This window comes from Bifidobacterium jacchi, assembly GCF_009078285.1.
In the GTDB taxonomy this organism is placed as follows: domain Bacteria; phylum Actinomycetota; class Actinomycetes; order Actinomycetales; family Bifidobacteriaceae; genus Bifidobacterium; species Bifidobacterium jacchi.
On sequence record NZ_RQSP01000009.1, the window covers coordinates 31,490 to 48,504 of the forward strand.

The window sequence follows — 17,015 nt, forward strand, 5'->3', positions numbered from 1 at the left end:
TTTTGTTTTTCCATAAACCTCTTGCTGCATAACCCTTGTGCATAATCCTTGGCTGTGCTGTGCTGAACCGGTCTGTGCTAGTCCGGACCCGTCTGGACTCGTCTGTCACGCGATGCAAAAAAACGGGTAAAACTGCGTCGCGTGACAAGCTGCGATCGGGTGCGATGCTCAGTCGTCGTGCTACGTAATTGCAAAACGGCGGAATTGCAATGATTCGGCACGGGGTTGTGCCGGGCTGAACCAGGCCAGTCTGTCACGCGGCGTGAAAATCAGGCAAAACGTCGTCGCGTGACAATTCGGTCTGTCACGCGACGACGAAATCGTCGATTATTGCATTCCATCCCACTGGCCGGTGGAACGGAACGTGGAATATGCCCTGAAATGCGTTGCGTCCCACTGTTCTGTGGATGTTTTGTGGGATGGAATGCGATTGGCTGCCGTTTTTGCGTTGCGTCCCACTCGTGTGTGGTTCTCGACGGGTCCGGTGTTTGCTCTGGCGTTCGTGTTCCGCTGTTTTCCGACGTTTTTACCTGAATGCCGTCTGAGCGTTCGCTGTGACGGCGGGCAAGCCGTGGGACGAAACGCGGAATCGGTCCTGAAATGCGTTGCGTCCCACACGTGTGTTCCATATGGCGCTCGGTGCTCGGTATGTTTGCGCTAGTTTTTCTCGAAATAATCGGGCATTTCGAGATTCTCTTGCGCTACGAGGTGCACCAGCGCAAGAGAATCTCGAACTCAAGGCAAATCCCGAGAAAACCTTGCGCTGAGCGGCGGTCATGCCGCGGCGCACGAACCGCGTGATGAGTCTGATCGGCAGGAATCTGCTCAGCCTGTATCTGATGCATATGCCGCTGGTCTACGTCTCCTTCGCATACTAGTGTCCTGCGTCAGAAATCCGTTGACGAATTCACTACCCCTCAGTCCCGCTTCGCGGGCCAGCTCGATCCGCAATTATGGACGCGCTTCGCGCGCATCCTGCTGGCTCGCCTGTCGGCTCACACGTTGCCTACAAACAGCTCCGCTGTTTGCCTAACGGCAACGGTCCTGCAATTATGGACGCGCTTCGCGCGCATCCTGCTGGCTCGCCTGTCGGCTCACACGTTGCCTACAAACAGCTCCGCTGTTTGCCTAACGGCAACGTCCTGACAAGGGGAGCCAACAATATAATCAACGAACTTGCGACGCGGGACACTAGTAACGCCCTCTGTTTTATCGCACAAAGCCTGCAAACCTTCCTGCAAGCTATCCTTATGAATCACCGCTCACCACCACAGCGATTGATCGAAGTGGCGTTCCCACGATTCGCACATCAACACCATTACGATGGAAGAGATGAACGACAACACCACACACAGCCGGAGCGCACGCGAGCCGCACCCATACAGCTGGGCGGATTTCGCCATGGATGACATCGCGCAGATGCACATCGAAGCCTGCACCCCCATGCTCGAATACGACGAATTCATGATGTTTCTGCGCCACAGCTGGATGGTCTCGCCCGACTTCGACGGCCCCACGCTGCTGTGGAACGCCGACATCGGCGAAAAATCACGGCAATCCGACACGGAACGCGGCGACACGCCCGTGGTCGACGACCACAGCGCCGAACGGATGATCACCACGCCGATGCAGTGGTACATGGACTCGCTGGCCGCCATCGTGCCCACCGCGCAGCACGTCGACGACATGATTCAGATGCCCATCAACGACATGCCCACGTTCCGCATCTCCTCGATGGCGCTCGCCGGCGTGGATGCGGTGGCCGGCAACGCGATGATGAGCACGCGATGGGTGGAAAGCGCGCATAATCTCGGCACATGCGTCGCCATGGCGACCAAGTTCGTCGCCAACGTCGCCGACCGCGACGGCGAGGGGTACGACTATCTGGATGATCTGGTGACGCGCATCCGCGTCTACATGAGTTCGGCCGCGCGCAACGCCGAACCGTCGGTGGGAGGGCAGGCGCTGCGCGAGATCGTCGACGTCGCATGCAATGAGGATCTGCGCCTCAACACGATGCTGATGATCGGACTGCTCTCCTGCGGTCTGTCGTTCGCCCACTGGGATGATTCACGCACCTACGCCTACGACGCGCTGGGCAAGGCCCTGAGTACGATGAGCGAGTTCGCGCGGCACAACGGCATCAGCAGCAGCGACGCCGGCGGCACTGGTGGCGGCACCGACGGCGCGAAAGGTGCGGGGGGCAGCCATGCGAGCGGTGCGAACGGCGGCGCAACCGGTACTGACAGCGGCAACGGCGGTGGCGATGCGGCCGGCGGGGACGATGCAGTTGACGATTTCGATTATCTTGACGATCTTGACGACCTCGACGATACGAAGGAGGACCCCGAAACCGCGCAGGCCGCCCACCGGCAGTTCCGCAACGCCGTCCTGTTCCTGCGCCACGATCTCATGCGGGCCAGCGGCGACGTGGACGAAGCGGACCAGTTCCTGCTCGACCATCGCGACGTTCCCGCCATGGCATCGGCGTATATCTGCCGACTGGCCATTCAGGATCGCTGGGAGGAGCTGCTTCCGTTCGCCGACGCCATGAAACGCGATCATCCCGATCAGAAACTGCCGCTCTACCCGCGCGAGCTTGTCCCCTACGGCTGGGATTCGGTGCGTGAGATCGCCATGGAGGCGCTGGGCATGGGGCTTGATCTGCGCGACATGTATCGGGAACGCATCGTCGAAGCCTATGAACCCACCGATACGCTGGCGGCGTTGCATCTGAAGATGCTCAGCCACCGCAGCTGGCCGGATCAGCTGGAACAGATCGTCAACGCCTATGACGACGGCAACGGACGCTACGCGCGCAACACGATCTACGAGCGGCTCATGCTCATCGAGGGCATGCGCGACGAGGCGAGACGCTACTGCAGCAACTTTCCCGAGGCGCGCGAGGATCTCGCCCCGCTGCTCGACTGATGCGCCACGCACGGCATCGTAGTGGTGCGTGGCGCGCCGCGGCAGCATCGGCGTGAAGCCGGCAACCTGGCGCGTCACGCCTACAGCGTGAAGCCAAGCTCGGCGGCCGCCTCGGTGGGCACGGGATCGTCGGACCACAGATCCTCAAGATTCTCGGTCGTGGCCAGCGAGCGGATCTCCGCCTTGTCGATGTACAGTTCGCCGCTCAGATGATCGGTCTCATGCTGGAAGATGCGCGCCGGCCATCCGTGCAGCCGCTCCTCATGCCGATTGCCGTCCTCGTCCTGCCAGCGGGCGGTGATGTCGAGCCAGCGGCGGCGCACCGCCTGATAGCCGTCGAAGCTGAGGCACCCCTCGTAGAAGCTGCGCGTTTCGCTGCCGATCGGCTCATAGCTGGGGTTGATGATGACATGGAACGGGAATTCGGCGATTTCGCGCGGATCATCCTCATCGTCGCGAATATGGTCCTCGACGACGGCGAGCGCCAGTCCGAGTCCGATCTGCGTGGCGGCAAGCCCCACACCGGGCGCTTCGAGCATGGTGGTGTGCATCACGTCGATGAGCTTGTCGAGCGTCTTGCGGCTCAGCTGGCCGGTGTACTGCGCGGTCTGATGGCGCAGCACCGGTTCGCCGGCCTGCACGATCGGCAGGATGCGCTCCTTGCCGCCGGTTTTGATGAGCTGTTCGACGTCGCGGTTGAGTTCGATGTCGACTTTGGCGTTTTTGGTGAACATGGTTGTTGGTGGCTCCTTGCTGTGTCGGTGGGCTTGGACGGTGGGCTTGGGCGGAGGGCTTGGGCGGATTGTCTGATGCCGGGTCTACAGCGCCAGCTCGTCGGCGACCACCTTGGCGAGGCGATCGCACACCTCGTCGGCCTGCTGCTGCGTGGCGGCCTCGGCCATGACGCGCACCAGCGGCTCGGTGCCGGACGGGCGCAGCAGCACGCGGCCCGTATCGCCGAGCAGCTTCTCCTCGCGCTCGACCGCAGCCTGCACCTTGGCGTTGGTCGTGGCGGCCATCTTGTCGACGTTCGGCACGTTGACGAGACGCTGCGGCAGCTGCGGGAAGTCGGCTGCGAGCTCCTTGAGGCTGCGGCCGGAGCGCACCACCTCGTTGCACAGGGTGAGCGCGGTGAGCGTGCCGTCGCCCGTGGTGGCGAATTCGCGGTTGATCACATGACCCGACTGTTCGCCGCCGAGCACGTAGCCGCCGCGCAGCATCTCCTCAAGCACGTACCGGTCGCCGACCGCGGTCTGCACGGTCTTGATGCCCATGTCCTTGAGGGCGAGCTTCAATCCGAGATTGCTCATCACGGTGACGACGAGCGTGTTGTCGGCGAGCTTGCCGGCATCCTTCTTGGCGCGCGCGAGGATGCCCATGATCTGATCGCCGTTGACCATCGTGCCGTCCTCGTCCACCGCGAGGCAGCGGTCGGCGTCGCCGTCGAACGCGACGCCCATGACCGCGTCGGAGGCCTTGACCATCGCCTGCAACTGCTCGGGGTGGGTGGAGCCGGCGTTCTTGTTGATGTTGTATCCGTCCGGCGACGCGTTGATGACGATCACGTCGGCACCGGCGCGGCGCAGCGCTTCGGGGGCGACGACCGACGTGGCGCCGTTGGCGCAGTCGGCCACGATCTTGAGGCCCTTGAGCGGCTTCGGCTGGGTTTTGTCGGGGTTGAGCGGGGCGATCGTGGAGACCAGATGGTCGATATACAGGTTGGTGGCGGTTGCGGTGTCGTGCGAGATGCGGCCGACGCCGGCGCCCGTGGGACGCTCCCAGTCCTGACCGAGCACCGCCTCGATCTCGTCCTCCTTGGCGTCGGGCAGTTTGAATCCGCCGCGCGCGAAGAACTTGATGCCGTTGTCGGGCATGGGATTGTGGGATGCGGAGATCACCGCGCCCATCTCCACGTTGAGCACGCTCGTCAGATAGGCGACGCCCGGCGTGGGGATGATGCCCGCGTCGATCACGTCGAAGCCGCCGGCGGTCATGCCGGCCGACAGCGCGGCGGCGAGAAAATCGCCGGAAACGCGCGTGTCGCGGCCGACCAGCGCGCGACGACGCCCTGCCCGATCATTGCTGCCGCCAAGCACGCGCACTGCGGCGTCACCCAGATCAAGCGCGAGTCGCGCGGTCAGATCCTTGTTGGCCAGACCGCGAACGCCATCGGTTCCAAACATCTTCGGCATAGTGCATCCTTCATCCGAATTCGACTGTATCCTCGACCATCGTAATCAAGGATGCGTCGCAATGCACCCGATGCGGCCGATTGTCATACGATTTCTCACAAAACGACCGGCTGCCGCTGCCGATTGGCTGCCGACCGGTTGTCGACCGCCGCTGCTTGACCGCCGCTCGCCTCCAACCGGCTGCCGCTCGGATAGTCGATAGAGGAAACCAGCGCCGGCAATAGCGGGAGCAACAGCCTGTGGATAACTCAGAGGTTCCGTCCACAACACCCAAAAACCACTTGCCGGCAGGGCAGAATCCGCTATGGTTGCGCCATGAACGAACCGCATCATATGGATCAACCACCAATCCCCGGCAGCGATCATCCTTCTGCCGCCTCGGACAGCCTGGCCGAACGTCGGCGAACGCTCATCCAACAATGCACGCAGGCGACCCGGCAGATCGGAACACGACTGTTGTTCGGCATGACGACATCGCTGACGCTGCAAGGCGTGCCCCTGCCACGGCAATGTGCTATCGATGACGGCATGCTGCACACCGTGTCCAGCAGCAAGCCACGCCGCAATCGTGGCAACACCGCCATAATACGCAACCACGTCTGGACATGCTTCACATCGACTGACATCGTGCGGATCAACGAGACGGTGTACACCTTGAACCCGCTGCACACCGTGGCTCAACTGTCCTCGCATCTTCCCGCGGATGAACTTGTCGCGCTGTGCGAGATCGTCATCACGACGATGTCGCGTCAAACGACGCGCCACCCGCAGAGTGTTCGACACGACATGCTCCGTTTCCTGGAGGATATGCCACGATTCGCAGGCAAACGCTCATGGATGCGCGTGATGCCGCTGGTGAGACCGAATGTGGATTCCATGCAGGAAAGCCATATGAATCTCACGCTGATGCGGCATGGCATTCCGGCATCGGTCGCCAATCATGAGGTCGCCGGCATCGTGTTTCCATCCGGCGCTCCGATGACGCTGGACATGGCGTGGCCCGATTGCCGTGTGGCGGTTGAATATGACGGCGATCATCATCGCACCGATCCCCGGCAATGGCGGCGAGACCGTGACAAGCGCGACCGTCTGCGCGCCCGAGGATGGATCATCCACACGGCGACCGCTGATTCACTCGCCAATGACACGGCCCGCGCGGAGTTCGCCTTCGGAGTCGCACGAAGTCTGGCGGAGCGAGGCGCGGATTTCACGTTCCATGTGGTCGCGCGCGACATCGAACAGGTGATCAGGCAGTCCACACGCAATATGCACGACCGTGGGAGCGACCGTGGGAGCCGAGACGGGGATCGCCGAATCGCGACGATGCCCAATGCGCCCCATGCGCGTGGGACGCAATGAACAAACAGCTGCTTTTCACGTTCCGTCCCACGAACCACGCGGATTCCCAGTAAACATTCAGCAGCCATTGAGGCGAAAACGCTGGAAAATGGCGGTTTCGGACGATCAACACCGTAGCGAAGCCACATCGGCATGCCACACATGTGGGACGCAACGAAAAAACAGGTCATATCCATGCTCCGTCCCACGAATTCTCCGGTTTTCGTGGGACGCAACGCGATTCGATGGCCTTTCCGCACTCCGTCCCACAAATCCGTGGGACGCAACGCAGTAACAGCCATATTCCGTATTCCGTCCCACGCACAACAGGCAAATCAGTGGGACGCAACGCGATTCGGCGGCCTTTCCGCACTCCGTCCCACAGGTCACCACAGGTCAGTGGGACGCAACGCAGTGGCAGCCATGTTTTGCGTTGCGTCCCACGCACAGCAGGCAAATCCGTGGGATGCAACGCGATTCAAGCATGATATCGCGTTGCATCCCACTCTCTCTCGATCACAGAGCGGCGTTGTAGTCGCGCACGTCGAGCGTGCGCTGCGAGGATTCGACGTTGCCGCGGATGATGCGCTGCAGCGCGTTGTCGGCGCTCTCGTGCGAGGCGAGCCACGCGTTGCCGAGTTCGACGAGCGTTGCGGGATCGGCGTACGACGGGTACAGGCCCTCAAGCAGAGCCTCGGCCATGTGGAAGGTCTTGTGCTCCCAGATCCAATCCGCGGTCTCGAAGTAGCGCTCGGCATACGGTTCGGCGAGATCGGCGCGCGGCGTGGCGGCGAATCCACGGGAGACCGCCTCAAGCTGCGCGTTGGTCAGCTCATCGTTGTTGAGCGCCTGATCCCACGCCCATGCCTTCGCCTCGGCGGTCGCGCGCACCGCACGAGCACCATACGCGAACTCACGGTTCTCGGTGGTGTCGCGCTTGGCGAGCTGCGCGTCGATGTCAGCCTCGCCGAACGCGTTCACCGAGGAGAGCGCGTTGACCAGCGTCCACGAGAAGTTGTTGTCGATGTCCAGCCCGTCGAGCTTCACCGAACCGTCGAGCAGTCCGCGCGCATTGGCGGCGAACGCCTCGTCGCCCTCCTCGCCATAGCCCAGATACGCGGTGGCGAGCTGGAACTGCTGGTCGGAGCCGGCCGGGGCCGCGGACGCGAGCGTCCACAGTTCGGCGGCGACATGCTCGATCACGGCTGCGCGGCGGGCCGGCGCGGTGTAATGCCATGCGGCGGTGCTCATGCAGGCGAGCGCGTAGCGGAACGTGGTCGATTCGGTTTCGGTGGCGAGCAGTCGCAGCGTCGTGTCGATGAACCGTTCGGCGGCGAGTTCGCCGTCGCGCGTCATGTCCCACAGCGACAGCCAGATGACGGCACGGGCGAGCGCATCGTCAAAGCGATGCAGGTTGGCGAGCGCGAAGTCGAGCGAAGCCTCGTCGAAACGCAGCTTCGTGTAGGTCAGATCATCGTCGTTGACGAGGATCAGCGCCGGACGCGCCTTGCCGGCGGCCTCGGCGACGAGCGTCGTCTCACCGTCCACGTCGAGCTCGAAGCGGTCGGTGCGCACGACCTTGCCGCTGGCCTGGTCGAGATCGTAGAATCCGACGGCCAGTCGATGCGCGCGCAGCACCGGATGCTCGGCCGGAGCGCTCTGGTGCAGGATCAGCGTCTCGATCGTGCCGTCGGCTGCGACCTTGACGTCGGTGGCGATCGTGTTGATGCCGGACTGTTCGAGCCACTGGGCGCTCCACGCCTTCAGATCGCGACCGGAGGTGAGCTCCAGCTCGCCCAGCAGGTCGGCGAGCGTCGCGTTTGCGTAGGCGTGCTTGTTGAGATACGCGTTGATGCCCTTGAAGAACTTCTCGCGGCCCACGTAGAACGCGAGCTGCTTGAGCACGCTCGCGCCCTTGGCGTAGGTGATGCCGTCGAAGTTGACGTACGTGTCGTTGAGATCGTTGATCGGCGCGACGATCGGATGCGTGGTGGACAGCTGGTCCTGACGCAGTGCCCAGCTCTTCTCACCGGAGCAGAACGTGGCCCATGCGTCGTGCCATTCGGTGGCCTCGGCGGTGGCGAGCGTGGACGTGAACTCGGCGAAGGACTCGTTGAGCCACAGGTCGTTCCACCACTTCATCGTCACGTAGTCGCCGAACCACATGTGCGCGAGCTCGTGCAGGACGGTCACGACGCGGCGCTCGGCGAGCGCGTCGGTGACCTTGGAGTCGAACACGTAGGAGTCGCGGATGGTGACCATGCCGATGTTCTCCATCGCGCCCGCGTTGTATTCGGGCACGTAGATCTGGTCGAACTTGGCGTACGGGTAGGGTACGCCCCACGTCTTGTCGTAGAACGCGAAGCCCTTCTTGGTGATGTCGAACAGGTAGTCGACGTCCTTGGCGAACGCTGCGGCCAGGGACTGGCGGCAGTACTGGGCCATCGGCACGACGCGGCCGTCCTCGTTGCGGTAGGCGGTGTGCCATTCGGCGTAGGGGCCGGCGCAGATCGCGGTCAGGTAGGAGCTCATGGTCGGCGTGGTCTCGAACACCCACTGCCGGGTGGTTTCGGGCGCGTGGTCGCCGAGCGTGCCGTCGGCGGTCGTGCGGTCGGTGGCGGTCACGGACTTGACCGGCATGTTCGAGGTGACGATCCAGCTGGATGCGGCGAGCACGGAGAAGTCGAACGTGGCCTTGAGATCGGGCTGGTCGAACACGGCGTAGACGCGGCGGGCGTCCGGCACCTCGAACTGGGAGTACAGGTACACGTTGCCGTCGGAGGGATCGACGCTGCGATGCAGGCCCTCGCCGGTGTTCGAATAGCGGCACAGCGCCTTGACGACGACCTCGTTGTGCTCCTTGAGATCGCCCAGTTCGATGCGGCTGTCGACGTACACCGTGGCCGGGTCGAGCGCCACGCCGTTGAGCGTGACCTCGGACACCTCGTCGGCGATCAGGTCGAGGAAGCTGGACGAGCCCGGCTTCGCGTCGAATGTGATCGTCGCGGTCGAGCCGAAGTTCTTCGCGCCGACGGTCAGGTCGAGCGCCACGGCGTAGTGGATCGGCTTGAGGACGATTCCGGCTCGTTCCTCGGCTTCGATGCGGGTGAGATTCGCTCCTGGCATGTCTCTCCTTGCTCCTTTTCAACGTGAGGCGGCATGATCGGTTGTGCCGGTCACGCCGCCTCGATTGGTGCGTAATTGCGGAAAATATGATTGTCGGTCGAACGATTACTGTTCGATCACATCGGTGGCGATGTCGGCCACGACCGGCACGATCATCGGCTTGCGATGCAGCTGACGGGCGACCCAGCCGCCAAGCGTGCGGCGCATGATCTGCTGCAGCTTGTAGGTGTCGCGGGTGCCGCCCATCATCGCGTCGTTGAGCTGTTCGACGATCTGATGACGGACCTTGTCGAATTCACTTTCGTCCTCGGCGACCGCGTTGAGGAAGATCTTCGGACCGGAGACGACCTCGCGTTCGTCGGTGTCGACGACGACGAAGCTCGACACGAAGCCCTCGGTGCCGAGGATGCGGCGCTTCTCCAGCTCCTCGTCGGTCAGTTCGCCGATAGAATCGCCGTCTACATACACGTAGCCGCACGGCACCGAGCCGACGACCGCGGCCTTGCCGTGGTAGAGATCGACCACGTCGCCGTCCTCGGCGAGGACCACGTTCTGCGGATCGACGCCGGTCTTGACGGCGATCAGGCCGTTGGCGACCAGATGACGGTTCTCGCCGTGGATCGGCATCGCGCACTTGGGCTTGACGATGTTGTACATGTACAGCAGCTCGCCCTCGTTGCAGTGGCCGGAGACGTGCACGGCGGCGTTGTCGCGGTTGACGACGCGCGCGCCGAGCTGCACGAGCTTGTTGATGACCTTGTAGACCTCGTGCTCGTTGCCGGGGATGAGGGAGCTGGCGAGGATCACCGTGTCGAACTCGTTGATCTGGATGTCGCGGTGGTTGCCGTCCGCGATGCGTCCCAGCGCGGCCATCGGCTCGCCCTGCGAACCGGTGCACATGTAGACGAGTTTGTCGTCCTGCACGTCATGCGCCTTCTTGAGGTCGATGACCGTGTCCTCGGGCAGATGCAGGTAGCCGAGGTCGGCGGCGATCGACATGTTGCGCACCATGGAACGTCCGACGAACACGACCTTGCGACCGTACTTGTGCGCGGTGTCCACGACCTGCTGAACGCGGTGCACGTGCGAGGAGAAGCTGGCGACGATGATCTTGCGGCTCGCCTGGGCGAACGCCTGATCGAGCGCCGGGCCGATCGAGGTCTCCGGCTTGACGAATCCGGGGACCTCGGCGTTGGTGGAGTCCATCATGAGCAGGTCGACGCCCTGTTCTCCGATCTTGCCGAATTCGACGAGATCGGTGATCTTGTGGTCGAGCGGCAGCTGGTCGAGCTTGATGTCGCCGGTGTCGATGAGCGTGCCCGCGGGCGTCTTGACGTAGACGGCGAGCGCGTCCGGGATCGAATGGGTGACGGTCACGAATTCGAGGTTGAACGGGCCGACCTTCATCTTGTCGCGCCCCTGGACCTCGACCATCGTCGGATGCTGGTTGTGCTCCTTGCACTTGGCTTCGACGAACGCGAGCGTGAGCTTCGAGCCGATCAGCGGGATGTCCGGGCGCAGCTTGAGCAGGTACGGCACGCCGCCGATGTGGTCCTCGTGGCCGTGGGTGAGCACGAGCGCCTCGACCTTGTCGAGACGGTTCTTGATGTAGTCGAAGTCGGGCAGGATCAGATCGACGCCCGGCTGCTCCTCCTCGGGGAACAGCACGCCGCAGTCGATGAGCAGCAGATGCCCGTTGTATTCGATCACGTTCATGTTGCGGCCGATTTCGCCGAGTCCACCGAGCGGCACGATGCGCAGGGAACCCTTGCGATACTTCGGCGGGGCGATGAGCACCGCGTCCTGCTGGGGCGCGGTCGCCGGCTGGTTGGCGCGCGGGCGACGAGCGCCGCCGCGCGGGGCGGATTCGCGGGAATCGCGGGAGTCTCGGGACTGACGGGACTCGTCACGGGTCTCGGTGGTTCTGGCATCGGCGGTTCTGCCGTGGCCGCGGGATGAGCGAGCGGCGCGCGAACGGGTGGAGGACGATGAGGTCTTTGCCTCACCCTCGCCGGACTTGCGGTGCGAACGCGTGGTCTTCGTTCGGGATGCTCCCTTGTGCTCCTCGGCCGGTTCCACTGCATCGAGCAGATCGACGGCGGCCTGTGCCGCGGCCATCTGCTCATCTTCGATACTGTCGCCGCCACGAGTGCGGGCGGCATGCTGTGTTGTTGTCTCTTGTTCTGTAACCATTTCCTAGTTGGATTTCTGTTGTCGGTGCCCTCGCCTGTGCGAGAGCGACGAAAAAGGACCTACATCAGGCCGGATGCGCGCATGCCCTTCTCGGCGCGGGACAGCTCGTCCGGGCCGGGGCCCACGTTCGGCAGCCTCATCGTGGTGTCGTCGAGCACGCCGCGCACCTTGAGCGCGGCCTTGGCCATCACGGCCTGGAACCCGTTGCCGTTGAGGGCTTCGACCAGCGGGGCGAGACGCACGGCGAGGCTCTGCGCCTCGTGGATGTCGCCACGGTCGAATGCGGCGGCGAGATCCCGCATGGGGCCTGCTGCAGCATGGGCGATCACGGAGATGATGCCGACGGCGCCGATCGAGAGGAACGGCAGGAACAGACCGTCATCGCCCGAATACCAGGTCAGACCGGTCTCCATACGCTTGCGCACCGCCCCGGCGATGTCTCCGGTGGCGTCCTTGACCGCCTTGACATGGCTCAGTTCGGCCATGCGACGGTACGTTTCGAGTTGGATGTGCAGACCGGTGCGACCCGGCACATCGTAGATGATGATCGGCTTGTCGGCCGACTCGTCGACCGCCTTGTAGTGGCGATACACGCCCTCCTGGGAGGGACGGGAATAATACGGGGCGACCACGAGCACCGCGTCGGCGCCCGCCTCCTGGGTCTGCTCGACCATGCGCACGGTGTGCGCGGTGTCGTTCGAGCCCGCACCGGAGATGATCGGCACATCAACGGCCTCACGCACCGCGGCGACCAGCTCCACCTTCTCCTCCATGTGGGTGGTGGGCGACTCGCCCGTGGTGCCGTTGACCACCAGACCGTCCGCACCGTCGGCGACCAGCTGCTTCGCCACCTTCTGCGCCGCCTCGTAGTCAACGGAGCCGTCGGCCTTCATGGGGGTGACCATGGCCGGAAGGATACGACCGAACGGAGCAGGGTCCAGAAGATGCATCATCTCACTCATAGGGCTTACCGTACTTCTCGGTCGGGACTCAGGCGGCTTTTCTCCCGGTCGGCGAAAGGCGAGAGGCATATCGCGCAGCGAGCGTTCACAGGACGGTCGTGTGCGATCACAGGTCGAGGAATCGGTCAAGGCCGACCGTAAGACCCGGGTACGCTCCGGACGACACCTTGCGCACGGCGAGCAGCACGCCGGGCATGAAGCTGATGCGATCGAAGCTGTCGGCGCGGATGGTCAGCTGTTCGCCCGCATTGCCGAGCAGGATCTCCTCGTGGGCGTTCAGTCCGCGAAGACGCACCGCATGCACATGCACGCCGTCGATCACCTGACCGCGGGAACCGCCGTCGGTCTGGGTCGCATCGGGCATTTCGCCGAGTCCGGCTGCCCTTCTGGCCTCGCCGATCGCATGGGCGGTGTGGATGGCCGTGCCGGAGGGGGCGTCCACCTTGGTCGGATGATGCAGCTCGATCACCTCGGCGGACTCGAAGTACGGTGCGGCGATTCGCGCGAAATGATCGGCGAGCACCGCGGAGATGGCGAAATTCGGCGCGATGAAGACCGACTGCCCGGCGCGCGGAGCCTTGGCGAGCGCCTCGCGAACCCGATCGAAGGCCTCGTCGGTCCATCCGGTGGTGCCGACGACCACGTCAACGCCCTGCGCCACGAGGGCGAGCACGTTGGACAGCGAGACGGACGGCACGGTGAACTCGACCGTCACGTCGGTGTTGCCCGGCGTGATCGCGGACAGATCGTCACCGGCGTCGAGCGCGAGCGACAGCTGCATGTCGGACGCTCCCCGCACCGCCTCGACCACATGCGAACCCATGCGCCCCTTGGCGCCGACCACGGAAACCTTTACCATACTGCACTCTCCTTATTGCTGTTTGCCTTGCTGTTTGCCATGTCGTTGCTGTTTTTGTTGTTGTTTGCGTTGATGTTTGCTATGTCGTTGGTGGATTCGTCATGCCGTCATCAATCCCGTGCGACCTGCGCACCATGCCCGCCGGCGGTGCGGAACGCCGCGATGAGCGAAACGAGGCAGATCACGCAGATGATCGTCATCGTGGCGAACGTCCATGCGCCGCCTACCGCAGTGGCGCGACGGAACGTGGCGCTGCCTTCGGCGCCGGCACCCGCCTGCGCCACGCCGAGCAGCGTGGAGAACAATGCAGTGCCGACCGCGCCGCCGAACTGCAGCGAGGTCTGGAACACGGCGTTGCCGTCGGGCGTGAACACACGGTCGATGCGGCTGAGCGCGTTGGTCATGATGTTGGAGTAGCCGAGCGAGTAGCCGAGCCCGAAGATGAAATAGAATCCGGCCAGCGTCACGGGCGTCAGATGCATCGAGAACGCGAGCAGCAGGATCGGGCCGATGGTCGCCACGCCGAGAGCGCCGAGAATCGGCCGGACCGGACCGAAGCGGTCATACAGCATGCCGCCGATCGGGGCGAAGAACGCGCCGATCAACGCGCCGGGCAGCACCAGCACGCCCGCCAGGAACGCGCTCGTACCCAACGACATCTGCGCCACGTTGGTGATCACATAGCCGAAGCCGATGCCGACGATCGGCAGAAGCAGATAGGGCAGCAGATGCAGTCGCACGACCCGGTCATGCAGCCAGCCGAGGCGGATGAGCGGCGAGAACGAGCGTTTGGACGACCAGCCGAAGAACAGGAGCGACCCCACGCCGATGCACAACGCCGCCACTCCGAGCATCGCAGGACGCACCGCCGACGAGCCATCGCCAGACACCGCGGAGCCGACGGCCACGCCGCTCTGGTTGAGCGAGAAGATCAGACCGCCGAGCGCCAGCACGATCGCGATGAACTGCAGCGGTTCAAGTCGCGCCTCCTGCGTCGGATGGCTCTGACGGATGCAGGCGAGTCCGACCGGCAGCGACAGCAGCAACACGATCGGGATGACGATGACGAAGATGGCGCGCCACGGCAGCACACTGGAGATCGCGCCGCCGACGGTCGGTCCGATGGCCGGGGCCACGGTGATGACCAGCGAGCCGACGCCCATGAGCCGACCGACCTTGCTGCGCGGTGACTGTTCAAGGATGATGTTCATCATCAACGGCGTGGCGACGCCCGAGCCGACGCCCTGCACCACGCGCGCCAGGAGGATCAGCGCGAACTGGTGACTGACGATCATGATGAGCGAGCCGACCACAGCCAGCGCGACGGCCGCAAGAAACAGCGCCCTGAACGTGAACCGGCGGCTCAGATACGATGAGAGCGGCATCGTGGCAGCGACGACCAGCAGATATATGGTCGTGATCCACTGCACGGTGGACGTGTTGACGTTGAACTCGCGCATCAGCTCCGGAAACAGCACGGTCATCACCGTCTCCGTGAGAATGCCGACGAATGCGAGGGAGCCGACCGCGATGATCGAGCCGATGAGCTTCATCGGAATGCGATCATCGCCGCCCTGCGCCGGCACGCTCCGCTTCAAAGCGTCATGCCGCGGCATGTCATCGATGGTTGTCTGACGAGTTTCGGAGGTCATGTTTCATCCTCATTCACATTCGGCGTCAATTCGACGTGGTTGTTTCCGGTTTTCCCTTACGATGCCCACACCCCGCCGAGCCACGTAAGAGTATAGCGGCATCGTGCGGACCGTGCTGCGATCATGCCTGCGCATCACCCCCATTCGCATTGCTTCCGCCAGTGCCTTCGTCCCCCGCGTCGCCGCCATGGAGAATCCCCCGGATGCGCTCCAGACGAGGACCCACCTCGCGCTCGTAGCCGCGATCGTTGGGATGGTAGTATTCCCGCCCGCGAAGCTCGGCCGGCAGATACTCCTGCGGCGCGACCGCACCCGGCCAGTCGTGGGCGTACCGGTAGCCCTCGTGGTTGCCCCACTGCTTCATCAGGGCGGTTGGCGCGTTGCGCAGATACAGCGGCACCTGCCCGATCAGTCCGGCATCCACGTCGGCGAGCGCCGCGTTGATCGCGTTGTAGCTGGCGTTCGATTTGGGAGCGGTCGCCACGGCGATGGTCGCCTCGGCGAGGATGATGCGGGCCTCGGGCATGCCGATCATGGCGACCGCCTGAGCTGCGGCCACGGTGACCTGAAGGATCTGGGGCGCGGCCATGCCGACCTCCTCCGAGGCGGCGATCATGATGCGCCGGGCGATGAACCGGGGGTCCTCGCCGGCCCGAAGCATGCGCGCAAGATAGTGGATGGCGGCGTCCGGATCGCTGCCACGCATCGATTTGATGAACGCGGAGATCACGTCGTAATGGTCGTCGCCGTCCTTGTCGTAGCGTACGGTCGCCACGTCCATGACCTTGGAGACGACGGCCGGGGTGATGACCGGTCGCGTATCCGCACCACCGGCATCATCCGCATCACCGGCACCCGCCGCATCGTCGCATGCCGCCCCCGCAGCCGCTTCGAGTATGGTCAGCGTCTTGCGCGCATCACCCCCGGCGAGCCGAATGATCTCGTCGGCGGCGGCATCGGTGATCCCGACCTCGCCCTTCAGCCCGCGATCGTCGCGCATCGCCCGGTCGATGAGCGTACGCAGATCGGCCGGCTCCAACGATTCGAGCTTGACGACCACCGATCGTGACAGCAGCGGCTTGATGACCGAGAAACTGGGGTTCTCCGTCGTCGCCGCGATGAAGGTGACATCACGGTTCTCGACGCTGGGCAGCAGGGCGTCCTGCTGGGATTTGGAGAATCGATGCACCTCGTCGATGAACAGCACGGTCTCGCGCCCCTCGGCCACAAGCCGCTGATGCGCCCGCGCCAGCACCGAGCGCACCTCCTTGACACCCGAGGTGACCGCCGAAAGCTCCTCGAACGCCCGGCCGGACTGCCGCGCGACGATGTAGGCGAGCGTGGTCTTGCCCACGCCGGGAGGCCCGAACAGAATGACCGAGCTCGGCGCGGTCAGCGACCCGCGCGAGGCGGGACTCGCCAGCCTGCGCAGCGGACTGCCCTCCCCCAGCACACGCGACTGACCCACGACCTCGTCCAGACTGCGCGGCCGCATGCGCACGGCAAGCGGTCTGGTCATGTCGTCGGGCGCATCGACGGCCGCGAACAGGTCGCTCTGAGCCGCACCCTGCGTCAACCCCCGTGCCATCGCACCGTTCATTCCATCGTTCATGCCGCCACCATACCCCAAACCTCGAACATTCGTTCGACATTCGCGTGTCGTCGGCGCTGTTCCGATCAACCGAAGCCCCCGCGCATCGCCGCCAATCAGCAACCGCCGCCAATCAGCCACCGTCACAATCAACCGCAGCCCCGATCAGCC

General features: G+C 64.0%; 10 protein-coding genes and 1 pseudogene. 2 read left to right on the forward strand and 9 right to left on the reverse strand.

The annotated features are described in order from the left end of the window. The first annotated feature begins 1,332 nt into the window (after positions 1-1,332). Positions 1,333-2,931, forward strand: coding sequence for a hypothetical protein (locus EHS19_RS04005; RefSeq protein ID WP_241677066.1), 1,599 nt, complete (start codon positions 1,333-1,335; stop codon positions 2,929-2,931). An 80-nt stretch (positions 2,932-3,011) separates the two neighbouring features. Here the strand turns inward: EHS19_RS04005 and EHS19_RS04010 are convergent, their stop codons facing one another. The 3 genes from EHS19_RS04010 to EHS19_RS04020 all read right to left on the reverse strand — a co-directional run bounded on the left by EHS19_RS04010 (position 3,012) and on the right by EHS19_RS04020 (position 5,906). Next, positions 3,012-3,665 (reverse strand): peptide deformylase, encoded by a 654-nt coding sequence (locus EHS19_RS04010; protein ID WP_151916502.1) that lies wholly within the window; start codon positions 3,663-3,665, stop codon positions 3,012-3,014. 84 nt (positions 3,666-3,749) lie between these two features. After that, positions 3,750-5,123: a phosphoglucosamine mutase gene (gene glmM / locus EHS19_RS04015; protein ID WP_151916503.1), complete on the reverse strand. Its 1,374-nt coding sequence runs from the start codon at positions 5,121-5,123 to the stop codon at positions 3,750-3,752. A gap of 45 nt (positions 5,124-5,168) precedes the next feature. Beyond that, the gene (locus EHS19_RS04020) at positions 5,169-5,906 is read right to left on the reverse strand and encodes a hypothetical protein (RefSeq protein WP_151916504.1); all 738 of its coding nucleotides are present in this window, start codon (positions 5,904-5,906) and stop codon (positions 5,169-5,171) included. Between the two features lie 24 nt (positions 5,907-5,930). On the opposite strand from EHS19_RS04020, the gene EHS19_RS04025 reads away from it, so the two are divergent. After that, the gene (locus EHS19_RS04025; RefSeq protein WP_151916505.1) at positions 5,931-6,482 is read left to right on the forward strand and encodes a hypothetical protein; all 552 of its coding nucleotides are present in this window, start codon (positions 5,931-5,933) and stop codon (positions 6,480-6,482) included. Between the two features lie 495 nt (positions 6,483-6,977). On the opposite strand, the gene pepN is transcribed toward EHS19_RS04025, so the two are convergent. The 6 genes and pseudogenes from pepN to EHS19_RS04055 form a co-directional block, all read right to left on the reverse strand. Further along, positions 6,978-9,587 (reverse strand): aminopeptidase N, encoded by a 2,610-nt coding sequence (gene pepN / locus EHS19_RS04030; protein WP_151916506.1) that lies wholly within the window; start codon positions 9,585-9,587, stop codon positions 6,978-6,980. A gap of 105 nt (positions 9,588-9,692) precedes the next feature. Next, positions 9,693-11,414, reverse strand: a pseudogene (locus EHS19_RS04035) (ribonuclease J); the annotation flags it as partial. Positions 11,415-11,839: 425 nt separating this feature from the next. Then, positions 11,840-12,730: a 4-hydroxy-tetrahydrodipicolinate synthase gene (dapA, locus tag EHS19_RS04040; protein WP_421745216.1), complete on the reverse strand. Its 891-nt coding sequence runs from the start codon at positions 12,728-12,730 to the stop codon at positions 11,840-11,842. A gap of 118 nt (positions 12,731-12,848) precedes the next feature. Beyond that, the gene (gene dapB, locus EHS19_RS04045) at positions 12,849-13,601 is read right to left on the reverse strand and encodes a 4-hydroxy-tetrahydrodipicolinate reductase (protein ID WP_151916508.1); all 753 of its coding nucleotides are present in this window, start codon (positions 13,599-13,601) and stop codon (positions 12,849-12,851) included. 110 nt (positions 13,602-13,711) lie between these two features. Then, positions 13,712-15,217, reverse strand: coding sequence for an MFS transporter (locus EHS19_RS04050; RefSeq protein ID WP_151916531.1), 1,506 nt, complete (start codon positions 15,215-15,217; stop codon positions 13,712-13,714). A 157-nt stretch (positions 15,218-15,374) separates the two neighbouring features. Beyond that, positions 15,375-16,865, reverse strand: coding sequence for a replication-associated recombination protein A (locus EHS19_RS04055; protein WP_241677068.1), 1,491 nt, complete (start codon positions 16,863-16,865; stop codon positions 15,375-15,377). Positions 16,866-17,015: the final 150 nt, after the last annotated feature.